Here is a 16,489-nt window from a genome sequence, read left to right as displayed (position 1 = left end):
CGGGTCATTTGCTCAAGCTGCGCCTTAATATAACACGCGATTGCCGAGAGCCAAACAAGCATTTGGACTGGGGTCACGTCAGATTTTCGCGCATACCCACCTCGTGAGAGGTGGGTCGCTGATGCTGGAGCCTACAACAAAGCGGGCGTGAAGAGTTTTGGGCATACCCACCTCGTGAGAGGTGGGTCGCTGATGCTGGAGTCTCTGATTCTGCTGTCTGCGACCATAGCCAAAGCGCCGCCGGCGTCGCTGAAGCGAGCGAGAAGCCTTCGGGGCGGCGCAGTCCATAAACCTGCTCGTACGAATTTCTTTGACATGGATTATGCGTCTGAGTAATATGTCGCTATGTCATATATGGAAGCCAGGGTGCTCGATCGCGAATTGAAAAAAGGCAGCGCGGAATTGCTGATCCTCTCACTGGTTGAAGTCAGACCGCGGCACGGTTACGAGATCAGCAAGCTCATCGAGTCTCGCTCGGACGGCGTGCTCAAATTCAACGTTGCTTCGCTGTATCCGCTTCTGTACCGGCTGGAGAAACGCGGATGGATTCAAGGCCGCTGGGTTGAAAAGGCCGGTCAGCGCCGCCGGCGTTACTACAAACTGACTCGCGAAGGCAGGAAGGTATTGGCGGCGCAGCGCAGCGGCTGGGAAGAATTCGTGGCTGCAATCAATCGCATTACGGGGGCGGAACGTGCCTGAGTGGAAGCCGGACATCAGAAAGCGGCTGGCCAGCCTGAGTCTCGAGCCGGCACGCGAAAATGAAATCGTCGAGGAGTTTGCTCAGCACCTCGAAGACCGCTACCAGGAGATGTTGGCCGGCGGCGCGTCCCATGAAGAAGCAGATCGCGCGGCTCGGACCGAACTAAGCGACCCTCAGTTGCTGGTAAGGGAACTCAATCGCCTCGAGCGGCAAACCGGTACTGAACCCTTCGCGTTGGGAACGAGGAGAAACAATATGCTCGGAAGTCTTTGGCAAGATCTACGCTATGGGCTACGACTGATTCGTAAGAACCCCGGCTTTTCGGCAGTGGTCGTGTTGACGCTCGCCGTGGGAATAGGCGCGAACACTGCAATCTTCAGCGTCGTGAACGCGGTCATGTTGCGGTCGCTGCCTTTCAAGGATCCCGACCGCCTCGTTCGGCTCAACGAAAGCAATCCCGAACGCGGTTGGCCGACCTTCAGCGTCTCTCATCCCAACTTCCTTGACTGGAGAGATCAGAACCAGACGTTCGAGGCAATGGCGGCGACCACCGGCGCCAGCGTTAATCTGGGAGCCGCTGGAGAGGTCGAGGTTGTGCGGGGCTCAGCGGTAACCGTCGACTTTCTTACAGTGCTGGGGACTTCCCCTTTGATGGGCCGCAACTTTCTTCCCGAAGAAGACAAGCCGGGCGGCAACACACGAGTCGTCATGCTTACCTACGGGTCGTGGCAGAAGCGCTTCGGCGGAGACCGTGACGTCGTAGGCAAGACCCTCACGCTCAACGACAACATCTTTACAATCGTCGGAGTCTTACCCGAGTCATTCGGCTGGTCGAGCGGCAGCAACTTCGAGATATTGATGCCGCTGGCGCCCGACCCTGCGCGACCCCGCGGAGACCATCGCCTGCTGGTGATCGGCAAGTTGAAAGAGGGTGTATCGAGAGAGCAGGCGCTTTCCGACCTGAACACGATCGCGGCGCGGCTCGCCGATCAGTATCCTGAAAGCAACAAAGGATGGATGGTCGCGGGTCAGAGTTTTTACGACTGGATGATTCCCGAGCCGATCCGGCGTTCGCTGCTTTTGTTTCTGGGTGCAGTCGGCTTCGTGCTGCTGATAGCTTGCAGCAACGTCGCGAACCTCATGCTGGCCCGCGCTACGGCAAGGCAGAAGGAGATCTCGATACGCATCGCGCTCGGTGCGAGTCGCCTTCGAATTGCTTCCCAGTTGCTGGTCGAGGCGTTGTCGCTGGCGATGATCTCGGGACTCGCCGGGTTGGGCGTTGCCTGGCTGGCGACAAAAGCGCTCAAGGCCTTGGATTCCGGGGACGTGCCGAGACTCGACGAGCTTTCAATGGATGGACGCGTGCTCGGATTCTCGTTGCTGATTTCGTTGGTGACCGGAGTGCTCTTCGGTCTGGCTCCGGCCATTCACGCGGCGCGAACGAATCTGAACGAGATGCTTAAGGAAGGCGGAAGATCGGTGACCGGCGGCAGGGTTCGCCAACGCATCAGAAACTTGTTGGTCACCGTGGAAGTAGGGCTCTCGGTCGCGCTGCTGGTTTCCGCCGGTCTGTTGCTTCGCAGCTTCTGGCGGCTGCAGGACGTCAATCCCGGATTCAAGGCGGACCATCTCTTGACGATGCGCATCAACCTTCCGCGCACCCGCTATCAAGATAACGCTCCCGCGTGGGGATTCTACAAGCGATTGGTCGAAGAGACGGGCGCGGTGCCCGGAATCCAGTCTGTCGGGGTTACGAGCGGGATGCCGATGGGCGGCGGGAACACAGCGACCCAAATCCAAATCGAAGGAAAGCCGCCTGCGCCGGACGGAAGCAAGCCTTCAGCGGACTGGCGAATTGTGAGCCCCGGATACTTCGCCACGATGGGAATCCCGCTGCGGGGCCGCGAGTTTGATGAGCGGGACACCGAGGACTCTCAGCCGGTGACCATCATCAGCGAAGAAATGGCTCGACGGTATTGGCCTGACGAAGACGCGATCGGCAAGCTCGTCGTGTTGTTCAGCTTCTCCAACAAACCTTGCACGATAGTAGGCGTTGCCGGAGACGTCAGGAGTTTGGCGTTGGATTCGGATCCGAATCCTATGGTTTACGTCGCCACCGGAATCGCGGCAACCTGGAACCCGATGAATCTGGTGATCCGCACAAGCGGCGAACCGGCGGCTCAAGTGTCCGCGGTACGTAGCACGCTTGGATCGATTGATCCAAACGTCCCGGTTTACGATGCGCGAACGATGGATGAACTGTTATCCAACTCGCTCGGCTCGCGACGCTTCACGATGTTCCTGCTCGGCGCCTTCGCGGCGGTCGCGCTGTTGTTGGCCTGCGTAGGACTGTTCGGCGTGATGGCTTACCTGGTGTCCCAGCGCACGCACGAGATAGGCGTGCGGCTTGCGCTAGGCGCGCGCCCCCGCGACGTCTTTCGGCTGATCATCGGGCGGGGAATGGCGCTGGCCTCTGTTGGATCCGTGCTAGGACTTGCGGGCGCGTGGGCGATCGGGCGCTTTCTTGAAAGCATGCTCTACCAGATAAAGCCTTCGGATCCGATCACCCTGGCGAGCGCGCCGCTTCTGCTGCTGGCTGTAGCGCTCTTGGCCTGCTACGTACCAGCTCGCCGGGCGATGAGGGTCGATCCGATGGTTGCGTTGCGATACGAGTGAAGTGGATTTGCGATTGCCGATTTGCGATTGCCGAATGCGCGGATGAAAATAGTCGCCGCTCGGCACTCGGCAATCGGAAATATATGCCCGACTGGAAACATGAAATCAGACAACGTCTCGCCGGTGTAAGTCTCGAGGCCACGCGTGAGTCCGAGATCGTCGAAGAGTTGGGCCAGCATCTCGATGATCGCTACAAAGAGTTGCTTGCCGGTGGGGCCACCCCGGAAGAATCCTCTCGCGCGGCGCTCGCGGAATTGAGTGAGAGCCAATTGCTGGCGCGAGAAGTGCGGCAGGTCGAGCGACAGGTAGCCCCGGACCCAATCATTCTCGGCTCGAACAGGAGAAGCAAAATGATCGCAGACCTTTGGCAAAACTTGCGCTATGGCACGCGGATGTGGCTGAAGAGACCGGGCTTCACGTTCCTTGCGGTGCTGACGCTGGCGCTGGGGATCGGCGCGAATACGGCGATCTTCAGCGTCGTTCAGGCGGTCTTGCTGCGTCCGTTACCCTTCGCCGATCAGGAGCGGCTGGTCGTCGCGTGGAAGAAGGACGCGGTGGCGTATAACCCGCTGGTCGAGATGGCGTTCGCTGAATTCAAGGATTGGCAGGCGCAGAGCCTCAGCTTCGATGGAATGGCGGTGATGCCGACGATTGTCCTGGGCGCCGGTTACGTGATGACGGGCCGGGGCGAAGCGGTGCAAGTCGAAAGCTCGAAAGTGAGCGGCGGGTTCTTTGGGTTGTTGGGTGCAAACGCCGCGCTCGGCCGCGTCTTCAATGAAAGCGATGATGTGCTGAATGGGCCGAAGGTGGCAGTGCTGAGCGATCAACTGTGGCGGGAACGGTTCAATGCTGACCCCAACATCATCGGGCAAACGATCACGCTGACGCAGGCGAGCTTCAGCGTTATCGGAGTGATGCCGGCGCAGTTCGACTTTCCGAAGGGCGCAGAGTTGTGGGTCCCGTTTCAAGCGACATCTAGGCCACAGCTTCTCGAAAATCGCGGGGCCGAGTTTCTGCAAGTCGTCGGCAGGCTCAAACCGGGTGTGACGTTGCCGCAAGCTGAAGCTGAATTGAACACGATCATCGCGCGTGTGGCGGCGGAGCACCCCGAGACCAAAGCCGAGGGGCAACGCGTCGTAATCAAGCCGCTGGCCGAGCATCTGTTTGGCAATGCGCGCCCGGCGTTGTGGGCATTGCTGGCGGCGACGGCGTTGCTGTTGATGATCGGTGCGGCCAACGTCGCCAACCTGTTGCTGGCGCAAGCGTCGGCGCGGCGCCGCGAATTTGCCGTGCGTGCGGCGTTGGGCGCTGGACGCTGGCAGATCGTGCGGCAACTGCTGTGCGAAAGCGGCGTGCTGGTTGTGTGCGGCGGAGCGACCGGTGTTGTGCTGGCGTACTGGTTGATTGATTTGCTGGTCTGGGTCGCGCCCGCCAACATCCCCCGCATCGAAACGGTCAGGCTCAATTCCGCCGTGCTGCTTTTCAGTTTGCTGGTAACGTTGGTGACGGCGTGTTTGGCGGGACTAGTGCCTGCGCTGACGGCGGCACGCGTCAATCTCAACGAAACGCTCTGTGAAGGCAGCAGCAAGTTGGCGAGCGGGGGTTCGGGCAAACGCTTACGCAGTTCGCTGGTGGTCGCCGAGATCGCGATCACACTGGTCTTGCTGATCGGGGCAACGTTGATTCTTCGTAGCTTCCTCAATTTGAGCCGAGTTGATCTGGGTTTCGATCCGCACAATGTGTTGACGATGCAATTGCGGCTTACCGGACCAAAGTATACCCAACCGGAAACGCGGCGCGAGTTTTACCGGCAATTGATTGAACGGTTGGAAGCGGAGCCCGGTGTGGTCGCCGCCAGCGCCGTGTTGATGCGCCCACTGGATGGGGAGGTCGGTTGGGAAACACACTTTGCGCTGGCCGGGCAGTCGCCCGAAGAGGCCGGCAAAAACCCGGTGGCCAACCTCGGGGTCGTCACGCCGCATTACTTCCGCACCTTCGGCATTCCGATCAAAGCGGGCCGCGAATTCTCAGCCTTCGACACGCCCGATGCGCCTCTCGTCGCGATCATCAACGAAACGATGGCGCGCCGCCTGGTTGCTCCCGGCGTTGATCCGGTGGGACAGCGCCTTCAACTTGATCCCGATGATCCGCAATCGCCCTGGGCGACGATCATCGGCATTGTGGGCGACGTGCGTCACCGCGAGTTCGAAGATGAGCGTTACGCCATTTACCGTCCCAATACCCAGACACGTCACGGCCTGAATCATTTTGCCGTGCGCACGACTAGCGATGCGGCCGCTTTCATGGCAACAGTGCGCCGCGAAATCACAGCGATTGATCCGACGCAGGTCGCCACGAGCGTCGCGACGACAGAACAGCAGGTCGCAACGCATCTGGCACGCCCGCGCTTCAATGCACTGTTGTTGAACTGGCTGTCAGGATTGGCTGTGTTGCTGGCAGCGGTCGGGATTTACGGCGTCGTCGCCTATTCGGTTGCGCAGCGCACGGGAGAACTCGGCATCCGGCTGGCGCTCGGTGCGCAGACTAAAGACATTCTTCAACTCATCATTGGCGAGAACCTGAAACTCGTCGCGGCGGGCGTTGTTGGAGGATTGGTTTGTGCTGCTGCTTTGACACGGTTGCTGGAAAGGCTGCTGTTTGGTGTGAGCGCGACCGACCCGTTGACCTTCGCCGTGATTCCGCTGCTGCTGTCGAGCGTGGCGCTGCTAGCCTGCTGGATTCCGGCACGGCGAGCGACAAAGGTAGATCCGATGGTTGCGCTGCGCTGCGAGTGAACAGGATTTCCGATTGCCGATTTTGAGCTGCAATCGACAATCGACAATCGACAATCGACAATCGACAATCTGAAATCGGCAATCGACAATCGAGAATATGCCCGACTGGAAACATGAAATCAGACGGCGGCTGGCTGAGTTGAAACTCGACCCGGCGCGTGAGGCCGAGATCGTCGAGGAGTTGGCCCAGCACCTCGAAGACCGCTACGCAGAGTTGCGATCGAGCGGTGCGACGCAAGAGTCTGCTCATCTATCGGTGCTCGCGGAACTAAATGAGAGCGAATTGTTGGCGCGACTGCGGCGGGTCGAGCGTCTGGTCAAGATCGATGCTGACGTTTTGGGAGCAAACCGAAGGAACAATATGGTTGAAGATCTGCGTCAAGACTTACGTTATGGCATTCGGATGCTGCGAAACAACTCAGGCTTTACGTTGATCGCAGTGTTGACGCTGGCGCTGGGCATTGGTGTCAACACTGCCATCTTTACTATGTTTAACCTCTGGTTCCGTCCGTTGCCGGTCAAGGATCCCGCTACGGTCGTCAACCTTGGCTGGTTGGAGCGGGGCCAGTCGGAGCGGAGCAACTTCCCCTATCCCGACTATGTTTACTTTCGCGAGCACGCACAGGTCTTCTCCGGGCTGATCGCCAGTACCTGGGACTGGGCACTGGTCCTGGGATCTCAAGACGCCACTGAAGAAACGCGGAAGGTCTTCGGTCAATTCGTTTCTGACAACTTCTTCTCCGCACTTGGAGTCAACACCGTGCTCGGCCGCAGCTTCACGCCGGATGAGAGCAGCACTCCAGGCCAGCATCCGGTGGTGATCTTGAGCTACGACTTTTGGCAAGGGCGCTTCGGCGGGGACTCCAACATTCTCGGCCGGACGCTGCGGCTGAACGGACAAACGTTTGTGGTCGTCGGTGTGACAGAGCGCGGTTTTGGCGGTCTCACTTTCGGCCCGCATGCGCTCGACATATGGCTGCCGCTGACGATGACCACCCGACTTTTCCCTCAGGACGAAGATTGGTTTACTACGCGCGCGTCGAAGTGGGTGAGAGTGTCCGGCCGTCTCAATCCAGGCCGAACTTTGGAAGATGCTCGTGCGGAGATGACCGTGCTCTTCAGCCAGCTTGCTCGCGCCTACCCGGAAATGGACCCCAATGATCGAGTGCGTGTGCTTCCTGGATCAATGTTTGGAGAGGTCGAATGGGCGAGCATGGGAATAATTCTCACCGCGACCACGATGGTATTGCTGATTGCTTGCGCCAACGTCGTCAACCTGCTGCTGGCACGCGCGATGGCGCGACGGAAGGAGATAGGAATACGCCTGGCCAGCCGGATTCCAATCTCGTGGGTTCTCGCTGCTCAGCGCCGTTGCGTTCGGTCTGGCGCCCGCCCTGCGGGTTGGCCGGGGCCGTGGCGCTGACCCGCGTGATGTCGAATCTGTTGTTCGGGGTCACCGCTACAGACCCGATCACTTTTGCCGGGATCGCTAAGGTCGAGTCTCTGCTGAAGGGAGCTAACGAACTGGTGGCCATCATGGCGGCATCGCGGATTTCAGCCGCACGCGGCAAGCGATCGGCAATCGGCACTCGGAAATCGGCAATATGATTGACTGGAGAGAAGAGATCAGACAACGCCTGACGATGTTGAAGCTCGAGCCGATGCGCGAGACCGAGATCGTCCACGAGTTGAGTCAGCACCTCGAAGACCGATATGCGGAGTTGCTCGCCGGCGGCGCGTCGCAAGACCAAGCTTCTCGCGCGGCGCTAGCGGAGTTGAATGAGAGCGAAACTCTCCATCGTGAACTGCGGCGGCTCACAAAACCCATCAGAGTCGAGCCCGTGGTCCTTGGAGCAGGGAGAAAGAACATGATTGCGGATTTCTGGCAGGACTTACGCTATGGACTTCGTCTGCTGGCGAAGGATCCCGGGTTCACGACAATCGCATTGCTGACCGTCGCGCTGGGCATCGGCGCGAACACGGCGATTTTCAGCGTGTTTAATGCGGTGCTGTTGCGCCCGCTTCCGTACCCGGAAGCTGATCGGCTGGTTTGGGTCACGGAGCACCACGAACAAATTCCGACGCGCTGGGTTTCGTATCCGAACTTTCTGGATTGGCGTGGGCACAGCCAGGCTTTTGAAGCTATGGCGACGATTCGAGGCTGGCAGATGACCCTGACCGGCGACGGCGAGGCGCAGTCGGTCAGCGCTCGGATGGTCACGTCAGATTACTTCCGGGTGATGCGCGCGCAGCCGATGTTGGGCCGCGATTTCTCCGGTGATGAAGACAAGTATGGCGCGCCTCGCGTGGCAATGCTCAGCCATGCATTCTGGCAAGCGCAATTCGGCGGCGATCCCGACATCGCCGGCAGAACTATCACGCTGGACAATCAGCCGTTCACGGTCGCCGGCGTGATGCCGCAGCAGTTCCGGCATCAGGGTCCGCCGGCCTTGTGGGTGTTGACCGAGCAGTATGCGGAACCAGGGAGCGGCTGGTTCAACCGTTCCCACCGCGTCGCCGGGAATGTAGTCGCTCGGCTCAAACGCGGCGTAACCATCGAACAGGCGCGCGCCGAGATGAAATCCATCGAAGAGCAACTGAGCGGCGAGCATCCGATGCACAACGCCGGCAACACCATCCGGCTGGTCACGTTGCAGGAGAGCATTGTCGGTGACACGCGCCAATCTCTGCTCTTGCTGTTCGCCGCGGTCGGCGTGGTGTTGCTGATTGCATGCGCCAACGTCGCCAATCTGCTGCTTGCGCGAGCGGCGACAAGAAAAAAGGAGTTGGCCATTCGCGCTGCGTTGGGCGCAAGCCGCGGGCGGGTGCTGCGTCAACTTCTGCTCGAGAGCGTGCTTATGGCGGTGGTGGGCGGCGCGCTGGGGCTGCTGCTGGCGAAGTGGGGCGTTGATCTGCTGGTGAGGTTCGCGCCCGAGGATTTGCCAAGGATGTCGGGCGTGACGATTGGCTGGCCCGTGCTCGGTTTCACGCTTGCGCTCTCGGTGCTGACCGGCATCGTCTTCGGGATCGCGCCCGCGTGGCAGAGTACGAAGTCTGATGTGTATGAGACGCTGAAAGACGGCGGCAGGACAGCGAGCGACGCGCGTAGCGGGCGGTTGCGAAGCGCATTCGTCATCGCCGAAGTCGCGCTCGCAATGGTGATGCTGGCCGGCGCGGGTCTGCTCATCAAGAGTCTCGCGCGCTTGTTAGTCTCCGATCCAGGTTTCAACTCGCAGAATGTTGTGACGATGCGATTGCTGCCGCGCGAAGCCTATCCGAGCCGCGCGAAGTTGATGCAGTTTTATTCGCAAATGTTCGAACGGATCAATTCGCTGCCCGGCGTCGAGGCGACGTGTGTGCTCAATGACCTCCCAGGCCTCGAGCCGGCCTGGCAAAACGACATCAATCCCGAAATCAAGGGCGAGTATTTGGACATCAAACCGGGCGATCTGATCAATGTTGACTGGGGCATCATCACGGCTGATTACTTCAAAACCATGGGCATCCCCGTTAAACAAGGGCGCTCCTTCACCCCGCAGGAGATCGCGCAGGCCGCCCCCGTCATGCTTGTGGACGAACAACTGGCGCGGCAGTTCTGGCCGGAGGGCGACGCGGTCGGCAAGCACATAAAGTACGACAACACCGGACCCATCGAGATCATCGGCGTCGCCGGCGACGTTCGCAATTACGGTTCTGATGTCCCGGGTAGGATCAAAATCTATACATCGTTCGGGCGCACTCCGCTGCCGCGAGCGACGCTTGCGGTTCGAAGCGCCGGCATTGTTACCCAGAGTCTGATCGCCGCGATCAAAGGCGAAGTGCAGGCAGTGAATCGGAACGTTCCGATTGACGAAATCGCTACGCTGGAAAACCAGCTTGCCCGGCACATCGCGCCGCGGCAATTCAACACGTGGCTGCTCGGACTATTCGCAGCGATGGCGTGGCTACTGGCGGCGATTGGCATCTACGGCGTGATGAGCTACGCCGTTACGCAGCGCACCCATGAGATCGGTATCCGGCGAGCGCTCGGCGCGCGCGACCCCGACGTGCTGAAGCTGATTGTGCGCCACGGCATGAAGCTGGCGTTAATTGGCGTAGTGATCGGGGTGGGTGCGGCTGTCACGTTGTCGCGGGTATTGACGAGCTTGCTGTTCGGCGTCAGCGCGACTGACCCGCTGACGTTCGCCAGCGTCGCCGCGCTGCTCTTAGTCGCGGCCTTGCTGGCCTGCTACCTCCCGGCGCGGCGAGCGATGAAGGTGGACCCCATGGTGGCGCTGCGATACGAATGAAATATCAGGGAGCCCAGCTCAGAAGGTGCGCGCTTACAATTCCTACGGTTTGCCGTATAATCCCGCCTGGCCATTTCTATATTTCCTGATTAAGGAGCGGATAATGAAAGACTCTCAGAGTCGAAGTGTTTCGGCTAAGACTCTTGCTCTCGTGATACTTGTTGCGATCGTTGCTGCCGTAGCCGTCACCCTCATCCAGCAACTGTTGGTCGGCAACGCAAGCGCTGCTGTGACAGGAGGTGTGGTTGGCGCCGTTGTGGCCGTTATGGCTATCACCATAGTCAGGAAGAATTCGCGCTAGGGGGACACGAGGTGATGACCCGGGCGGGCGGCAACGTCTGATGAACTCTAATAACCGAACGCACGGAGCAACTATGAAAAACAGATCTCGCGCGGGAGCCGGCATCATCACTGGCTTCTGCTTAGTGTTTAGCTTTGGCTCCTCAGGCGGCACAACCAATTCGCCATTTCAAAAGCGAGACCAAAAGGAGAAGATCGTGACGAAGCATGCAAGCGGAACGTTTGAAGTGAAGATGAATCCTCAGGCGCCGGAAGACAACGTCGGAGACCCAACCGTGGGCAGGATGTCTCTCGACAAGCAGTTCCACGGCGATCTCGAAGCTACCAGCAAAGGCCAAATGCTCGCCGCCGGAACGGACGTCAATGGCTCGGCTGGTTACGTCGCGATGGAGCGGGTCAAAGGAACTCTGCATGGTCACAGCGGAACCTTCGCACTGCAGCACAGTGGCACGATGACGCGCGGCGCGCCGCAACTCAGCATCACTGTCGTACCCGATTCCGGCACAGGTGAGCTCGTTGGGCTCGCCGGCAAGTTGACGATCAACATCGTAGACGGGAAGCACTCTTACGACTTCGAGTACACGCTCGCCAAATCCCAATGAAATAGTCAGTAGTCCGTAGCTCGTGTCTCGCGGCATCTGACTACGGACTACGGACCACTGACTACGGGCTCAAATGTGCGTCGGGTTCTGCTGGTAGCAAGGCACTTTCACGAGGACACCCCAATGCGAAGACTGATCGCTCTGGTGCTGGCCGCTCTGCTTCTGGGACCGCCGCTGATCCACGCGCAGCGCTACACCGGTTCGGATGGCCGGTTGCGCGTGGCCCTGGTCAAGCAGCCCTTCTCTCCGACCGGAACTTCAGCGGGATCCAACACAATGGCCAACGGCGGTATCCAGCAGGTTCTCGCCGGCATGGGCGCGGTGGTGCGAGTTTCGGAAGCGGCGCTCACTGCGGACGAGGCTACGGAGTATGGCGGGTGGAAACGGCTTGGAATGGCGCTGGGTCACTTCGCCGATGTCGTGGCGAAGAACGAGCGGGAGGGATACTTCACGGTTGGTCTGCTGGCGACGTGTCCATCCATGCCGGGTCTCGTCGCGGGGCTGCAGCATTCGGGGCCGACGCGCGAGCCGCTCAAGATCGGTATGCTCTGGCTCGACGCGCACCCGGACTTCAACACGCCGGAGACCACGCGCAGCGGATCACTGGGGGGAATGCCGGTGGCTGTGGCGACAGGCCGGGCGCTGCAGCGGCTTCGCATGGACGCGCACCTCGATCCGCCTCTCTCGGATCAACACATCGTGATGGGCGGCGTGCGCCTGACCGATCCGCTTGAACAGCATCTGCTTGACCAATCGTTCATCGAGCAGCTCAGCGTCGACGACCTGCGCAAGATGACGTCGGCGGTGTTCACACAACTCGATCGGCTCAGTCGCCTCACCGACAAGCTCTACGTGCATATCGATATGGACGTGCTCGATCCGCGGGAGGTAATGGGGCACGGAAACAAAGTACCGAATGGTCCGTCGAGCGAGCAGTTGGCTGCGTTGTTCGAGACGATCTTCAGCCGCTACCCGAAGGCGTCGGCGATCGGGTTCGCGACGATTCCGGCGACCGACGAAGGAGGACTGTCTCTGTCGGCGGTGAACCGGATGATCGCCGGCGCGATTCGAGGCGTGAAGGCCCGCGAGAATCGGAGGTAGCGTGTGAGAGACCACGCGTGAGCTGAGCCGGCAGTCCGTTGTCACGCGCTCCTTCAGACAAGTCACACTTCTCACGTCTAAGATCCCTCCTGTGATGCCTTGATCCTGCGGTCGCGCTCAGTCACATAGCCGCGCATACCGAGCGGCTCCGCCTTGGGACGGGTGTGATTATCCTGCCACAGCGCAACCCTGTCGTCTTGGCCAAGGAGCTTGCGTCTGTCGATCTGGTGTCGAAGGGCCGGTTGATCTTCGGTTTGGGCGCAGGCTATCTCGAACCCGAGTTCCGCGCGCTTGGCGCGCCTTTCGAAGATCGAGGCGCGGTGACCGACGAAGCTATCGAGGCTATCAAGGCTCTTTGGACGATGGAGAAGCCTGCGTACAAGGGCCGATTCTTTTCATTCGAAGGCATTGACTCACAACCTCGTCCGGTACAGAAGCCTCATCCGCCGATTGTCGTCGGCGGGATGAGTCGCAACGCTGCTCGGCGCGCAGCCCGATGTGGAAATGGCTGGTACGGCTTTCTCACCGACATCGAGTCGACCGCCCGCAGCATCGAGTGGATTCACGGCTACGTCGCAAACGGTGTTCGCCCTGCCGAGCTTGGCGAAGTCGAGATATCGGTAACTCCTCCGATGCGTCTTACCCCAGAGATCGTCGATAGGTATGAAGAGATCGGCGTTCACCGGCTCATCCCAGTGACAAACGCAGCCACGCTGGACGAGGTCCTCCGGTTCGCGGACCAGATCGCTGAGATCGCCTCGCATTGACCGCTGCAGATCGGGTCTGCGTCACAGCTTGAGTTTGTTGATTGTTCTAACAGGCAAATACAGATGCAAGTGATCGTCTGCAAGCTCCTTGAAACCGTACTTCAGGTAAAAGCTCTTTGCCTGCTTGTCCAATGCATCCACGACCACGGCGTAGACGCCCGCGATCTCTGCAACCCTTTGCGCCGACCCCAGGGCATGAATCAGCAAGGTCTCACCGAGTCCCCGTCCGCGCGCGCCGATGTCGACGGCAAGTCGGCCAATCAAAACGACCGGGATCGGATGGCGCGGGAGGTTCTCAGGTACCGTGTCAAAGTCGACCGCGCCGGCGGATATGGTGTAGTAGCCAAGCACCCGCTCTGGGTCGTCCTCGGTCGCCACATATGTTCGGCCCACGCCTTTCCGCTGATGCTGGCTCGCGTATTTCTGCAAATAGACATTCAACTCCCCAACGCCGCAGTCAAACTCGCTTCGGTCGTGGTGGCTGGACAGTCTTTCGATAATCAGTTGCCGCGTAGCCACATCGTCTAACCGGATCTGCGTTTGAACCTTTGGGCTGCCTTGCGCAACGCCGGGTTTGGCCGCTCGTCGGCATCAAGCGCTGCCAGGAAGAGGTCACGGTCGCGATTGGTCAGCCTGATCGCTTGATGTTGCTTCAGCGCCTCGTCGGATGCGCGCAGCAGACTGGTTACGACAAAATCCGTGAGTGACTGGTGGGAAACCAACGCGGCTTCCTCGATCTTTTCCTTCACGCGCTGGGCCAGCCGCACGTCCAAGCGAGCCGCTCTCCGATTGCTTGTCTCTTTTACTCGCTGCATGGTTCGTCTGAGTTGCCTCCCTTCGTCGAAAGGCAGGGTAGCACGAACGTACGGAGCATTGCCACACGCCGCGAAAAGCGGGGGGTGTCCGGCGGAGATGACGACTCTTTCAGCGCAGCACAGTCGTCATGCTGGCAGAGCGGAGGTAGAATTGATTGATCATGAGTATCCGTAGCGATCTGCTGAAGGCACGCTTCCATCTGAATATGGGCCGAATCAATGGTTTGGTAACCCTCATCTTTACTGATCCGCTGAGGCAAAAGAGGCTATTTCAAAGCGACGGTGTCAGGGCCGACATTCTTCGCGCAATCGTCGTTTTCCTGCACGCCACTTTTGAGGATATCCTTCGCAGTCACCTTCCAAAGCAAAATAGGAAACTCACTATTTCTTCGGGCGCTATGCTTGCCAAGGCGCTCACGCTAAGCGGCATTGATGCCAAGCCCTTTAAGCGGCTATTCCCGCCCCTCATTCAGATGGCGAAGAGGCGGCACCGAATTGTGCACAACGCTGATCTCAAGAACCGCACGGATACGGTTTCGGAGATATGGGGCGTCGTGGACGAGTGGCAATTGATTATGTGGTTGCTGGCCGTAATGGCCTTCTATTACCAGTTGCGTACTGCCGTCAATGGGGGAAGCGTGGCAGAGAGCATGGTGAGAGTACAATGAACGAAAGACTTAGAAAGGCAATGCTGAGCCACGTTGATTTCGGTCATCAGCTCATAGCCCTTCCAGAAGTACCACCGGATCTGCGAATCGAAGCGTTACAGAAGACCGTGGCCAGTTTGGAAAACATCGCTGCCACATTGAAGCTCGACGTCAGCGACTTCATCGTGAATGAGGGCTAGCGCCATAGCTTCTCGGAGGTTTGCAGGATGTCGAAGCCTGCCTCTGCTCGCTCTATGGACTCAAGCTCCGGGCTCATCCTGCAAGGACTGAAACCAAATTCCCTGCTACCGCAGTGCGAATCCGTCAAACCAGCTTCATACCATCACGGATGACACTGATCGGCGGATTTGCGCGGATACTCCTCCTTCACTACCCCCTACCCCAATGATTCGCGTTCTGCGGTCGATCCTTCCTTGATAGCAAAATTTGAAGCGCGTAGAATGCGCGCATTCATTCCTGGATTGGCTTTTCCAACGCTGGAGGTTAGAGATGCAGAACTCGATGGATCGCACGGAATCGCGCCGCCGATTTTTGAAGTTCCTCGCGGGCAGCCCGTTGCTTGCCCTCTGCGACCCAACCGGCTCTCTCGAAGCGCTAGTCGGAGCCGGTACTCAGAAAACAACCGGGTCGAGTGCTGATGAGCCTTCAGCCCAAACGCTCATTACCTCTCCCGATCAGGCGCTGAACGTTTTCGATCTTGAAGCGGCAGCGCGACAGAAGGTTCCCGTTGCGCATTGGGGATACATGGCGACGGGCACCGACGACGACCTTACGCTGCACGCGAATCGCACTGCGTTCTCGAAGTTTCAGATCCGGCCACGCCGCCTTATCGATGTAACCCGCACCGACACATCGACGGAAATCTTCGGCGTGAAGTGGAAGACGCCAATCGTCATTTCACCTGTCGGAAGCCAGCGCGCTTTTCATCCGCAAGGCGAGTTGGCTACTGCAAAAGCCGCCGGAAGCCGCGGGCATCTTCAGATACTGTCGACGGTGACTACTACTTCAGTCGAGGACGTGATCGCCGCGCGCGGCGGCCCCGTCTGGTATCAGCTTTATCCGACTGCGAACTGGAACGTCACCCAGGCGCTGATAAAGCGCGCCGAAGCGGCGGGGTCCCCAGTGCTGGTTGTTACAGTGGATCTACCGGCGGGCAGAAACACTGAAACCCTGACGCGAGCAACGCGGGTTGACACCAGGAACTGTTCCGACTGCCATCAGCCGGGCTTGGCGGGGCGCACCCGAAGGAAACCGATGTTCGATAAGCTCGATCTGACTGGCCTTGTCGATTACTACGCGCCGGCACTTACGTGGGACTCGATTCGCCGAATGAAAGAAATGACAAAGATGAAGCTGGTGCTGAAAGGGATCGTCACTCGCGAAGACGCCGAGCTGTGCGTGCAGCGCGGAGTCGACGGTATCATCGTTTCGAACCACGGCGGCCGCGCGGAAGAGAGCGGAAGAAGCACCATCGAGTGCTTGTCTGAAGTGATCGACGCTGTTGGGGGAAAGATCCCGGTGCTGATTGATGGTGGCTTTCGACGCGGAACCGACATCTTCAAAGCGCTGGCGCTTGGCGCAAGAGCAGTCTGCATAGGCCGGCCGTATATCTGGGGCCTGGGGGCGTTCGGGCAGCCCGGTATAGAAAGAGTGCTGGACATCCTGCGGGTCGAGCTTGAGCTGATCATGAAACAGGCCGGCGTGACATCGATTGATCAGATCAAACGAAGTTACGTGGTCGAGGGCTGGCGCTGAGATTCGTGCCAGGAATGCTTC

The 16,489-nt window shown here is 59.3% G+C and carries 14 protein-coding genes and 1 pseudogene; 13 read left to right on the top strand and 2 right to left on the bottom strand.

The features are described from left to right. The first annotated feature begins 345 nt into the window (after nt 1-345). The 10 genes and pseudogenes from AABO57_21855 (at nt 346) to AABO57_21810 (ending at nt 13,230) form a co-directional block, all read left to right on the top strand. The gene (locus AABO57_21855) at nt 346-699 is read left to right on the top strand and encodes a PadR family transcriptional regulator (GenBank protein ID MEK6288370.1); all 354 of its coding nucleotides are present in this window, start codon (nt 346-348) and stop codon (nt 697-699) included. Next, nucleotides 692-3,376 carry an ABC transporter permease gene (locus AABO57_21850; GenBank protein MEK6288369.1) on the top strand — a complete coding sequence of 895 codons (2,685 nt, stop codon included), beginning with the start codon at nt 692-694 and terminating at the stop codon, nt 3,374-3,376. The genes AABO57_21855 and AABO57_21850 overlap by 8 nt, the downstream gene beginning before the upstream one ends. 83 nt (nt 3,377-3,459) lie before the next feature. Continuing rightward, nucleotides 3,460-6,171: an ABC transporter permease gene (locus AABO57_21845; GenBank protein MEK6288368.1), complete on the top strand. Its 2,712-nt coding sequence runs from the start codon at nt 3,460-3,462 to the stop codon at nt 6,169-6,171. Between the two features lie 97 nt (nt 6,172-6,268). Next, entirely contained in the window at nt 6,269-7,594 is a 1,326-nt protein-coding gene (locus AABO57_21840) for an ABC transporter permease (protein MEK6288367.1), read from the top strand. Between the two features lie 8 nt (nt 7,595-7,602). Beyond that, a complete protein-coding gene (locus AABO57_21835) occupies nt 7,603-7,779 on the top strand; it encodes a hypothetical protein (protein ID MEK6288366.1) in 177 nt (58 codons plus the stop codon). After that, nucleotides 7,776-10,460 carry an ABC transporter permease gene (locus tag AABO57_21830; GenBank protein MEK6288365.1) on the top strand — a complete coding sequence of 895 codons (2,685 nt, stop codon included), beginning with the start codon at nt 7,776-7,778 and terminating at the stop codon, nt 10,458-10,460. The genes AABO57_21835 and AABO57_21830 overlap by 4 nt, the downstream gene beginning before the upstream one ends. Before the next feature lie 103 nt (nt 10,461-10,563). Beyond that, complete coding sequence (locus tag AABO57_21825; GenBank protein MEK6288364.1) at nt 10,564-10,761, top strand: hypothetical protein; 198 nt, start codon at nt 10,564-10,566, stop codon at nt 10,759-10,761. Between the two features lie 196 nt (nt 10,762-10,957). Beyond that, nucleotides 10,958-11,362, top strand: a complete 405-nt coding sequence (locus AABO57_21820; protein MEK6288363.1) for a DUF3224 domain-containing protein — start codon at nt 10,958-10,960, stop codon at nt 11,360-11,362. 123 nt (nt 11,363-11,485) lie between these two features. Continuing rightward, nucleotides 11,486-12,463, top strand: a complete 978-nt coding sequence (locus AABO57_21815; GenBank protein MEK6288362.1) for an arginase family protein — start codon at nt 11,486-11,488, stop codon at nt 12,461-12,463. A gap of 110 nt (nt 12,464-12,573) precedes the next feature. After that, nucleotides 12,574-13,230, top strand: a pseudogene (locus AABO57_21810) (TIGR03619 family F420-dependent LLM class oxidoreductase). 21 nt (nt 13,231-13,251) lie between these two features. On the opposite strand, the gene AABO57_21805 reads toward AABO57_21810, so the two are convergent. After that, entirely contained in the window at nt 13,252-13,749 is a 498-nt protein-coding gene (locus tag AABO57_21805) for a GNAT family N-acetyltransferase (GenBank protein ID MEK6288361.1), read from the bottom strand. 5 nt (nt 13,750-13,754) lie between these two features. Beyond that, nucleotides 13,755-14,045 carry a DUF1778 domain-containing protein gene (locus AABO57_21800; GenBank protein MEK6288360.1) on the bottom strand — a complete coding sequence of 97 codons (291 nt, stop codon included), beginning with the start codon at nt 14,043-14,045 and terminating at the stop codon, nt 13,755-13,757. A 161-nt stretch (nt 14,046-14,206) separates the two neighbouring features. Between AABO57_21800 and AABO57_21795 the strand changes: the two genes are divergently transcribed. From AABO57_21795 to AABO57_21785, 3 genes are all read left to right on the top strand, one after another. After that, complete coding sequence (locus AABO57_21795) at nt 14,207-14,713, top strand: hypothetical protein (GenBank protein MEK6288359.1); 507 nt, start codon at nt 14,207-14,209, stop codon at nt 14,711-14,713. Next, on the top strand, nt 14,710-14,892 hold the full coding sequence (locus tag AABO57_21790; protein ID MEK6288358.1) for a hypothetical protein: 183 nt from the start codon (nt 14,710-14,712) through the stop codon (nt 14,890-14,892). Before AABO57_21795 ends, AABO57_21790 begins: the two co-directional genes overlap by 4 nt. Nucleotides 14,893-15,202: 310 nt before the next feature. Beyond that, nucleotides 15,203-16,468, top strand: coding sequence for an alpha-hydroxy acid oxidase (locus AABO57_21785; protein MEK6288357.1), 1,266 nt, complete (start codon nt 15,203-15,205; stop codon nt 16,466-16,468). The last annotated feature ends 21 nt before the right edge of the window (nt 16,469-16,489 follow it).

The sequence above is a fragment of the Acidobacteriota bacterium genome, assembly GCA_038040445.1.
GTDB classification, from domain to species: Bacteria; Acidobacteriota; Blastocatellia; order UBA7656; family UBA7656; genus Onstottus_A; species Onstottus_A frigus.
This window is presented reverse-complemented; position numbering and strand designations above follow the sequence as displayed.

What these genes read in the sequence shown, in the direction of transcription:
- AABO57_21815 (MEK6288362.1), top strand. Translation starts at nt 11,486, where the DNA reads ATGCGAAGACTGATCGCTCTGGTGCTGGCCGCTCTGCTTCTGGGACCG.
- AABO57_21845 (MEK6288368.1), top strand. Translation starts at nt 3,460, where the DNA reads ATGCCCGACTGGAAACATGAAATCAGACAACGTCTCGCCGGTGTAAGT.
- AABO57_21790 (MEK6288358.1), top strand. Translation starts at nt 14,710, where the DNA reads ATGAACGAAAGACTTAGAAAGGCAATGCTGAGCCACGTTGATTTCGGT.
- AABO57_21840 (MEK6288367.1), top strand. Translation starts at nt 6,269, where the DNA reads ATGCCCGACTGGAAACATGAAATCAGACGGCGGCTGGCTGAGTTGAAA.
- AABO57_21785 (MEK6288357.1), top strand. Translation starts at nt 15,203, where the DNA reads ATGCAGAACTCGATGGATCGCACGGAATCGCGCCGCCGATTTTTGAAG.
- AABO57_21855 (MEK6288370.1), top strand. Translation starts at nt 346, where the DNA reads ATGTCATATATGGAAGCCAGGGTGCTCGATCGCGAATTGAAAAAAGGC.
- AABO57_21830 (MEK6288365.1), top strand. Translation starts at nt 7,776, where the DNA reads ATGATTGACTGGAGAGAAGAGATCAGACAACGCCTGACGATGTTGAAG.
- AABO57_21795 (MEK6288359.1), top strand. Translation starts at nt 14,207, where the DNA reads ATGAGTATCCGTAGCGATCTGCTGAAGGCACGCTTCCATCTGAATATG.
- AABO57_21835 (MEK6288366.1), top strand. Translation starts at nt 7,603, where the DNA reads ATGTCGAATCTGTTGTTCGGGGTCACCGCTACAGACCCGATCACTTTT.
- AABO57_21825 (MEK6288364.1), top strand. Translation starts at nt 10,564, where the DNA reads ATGAAAGACTCTCAGAGTCGAAGTGTTTCGGCTAAGACTCTTGCTCTC.
- AABO57_21800 (MEK6288360.1), bottom strand. Translation starts at nt 14,045, where the DNA reads ATGCAGCGAGTAAAAGAGACAAGCAATCGGAGAGCGGCTCGCTTGGAC.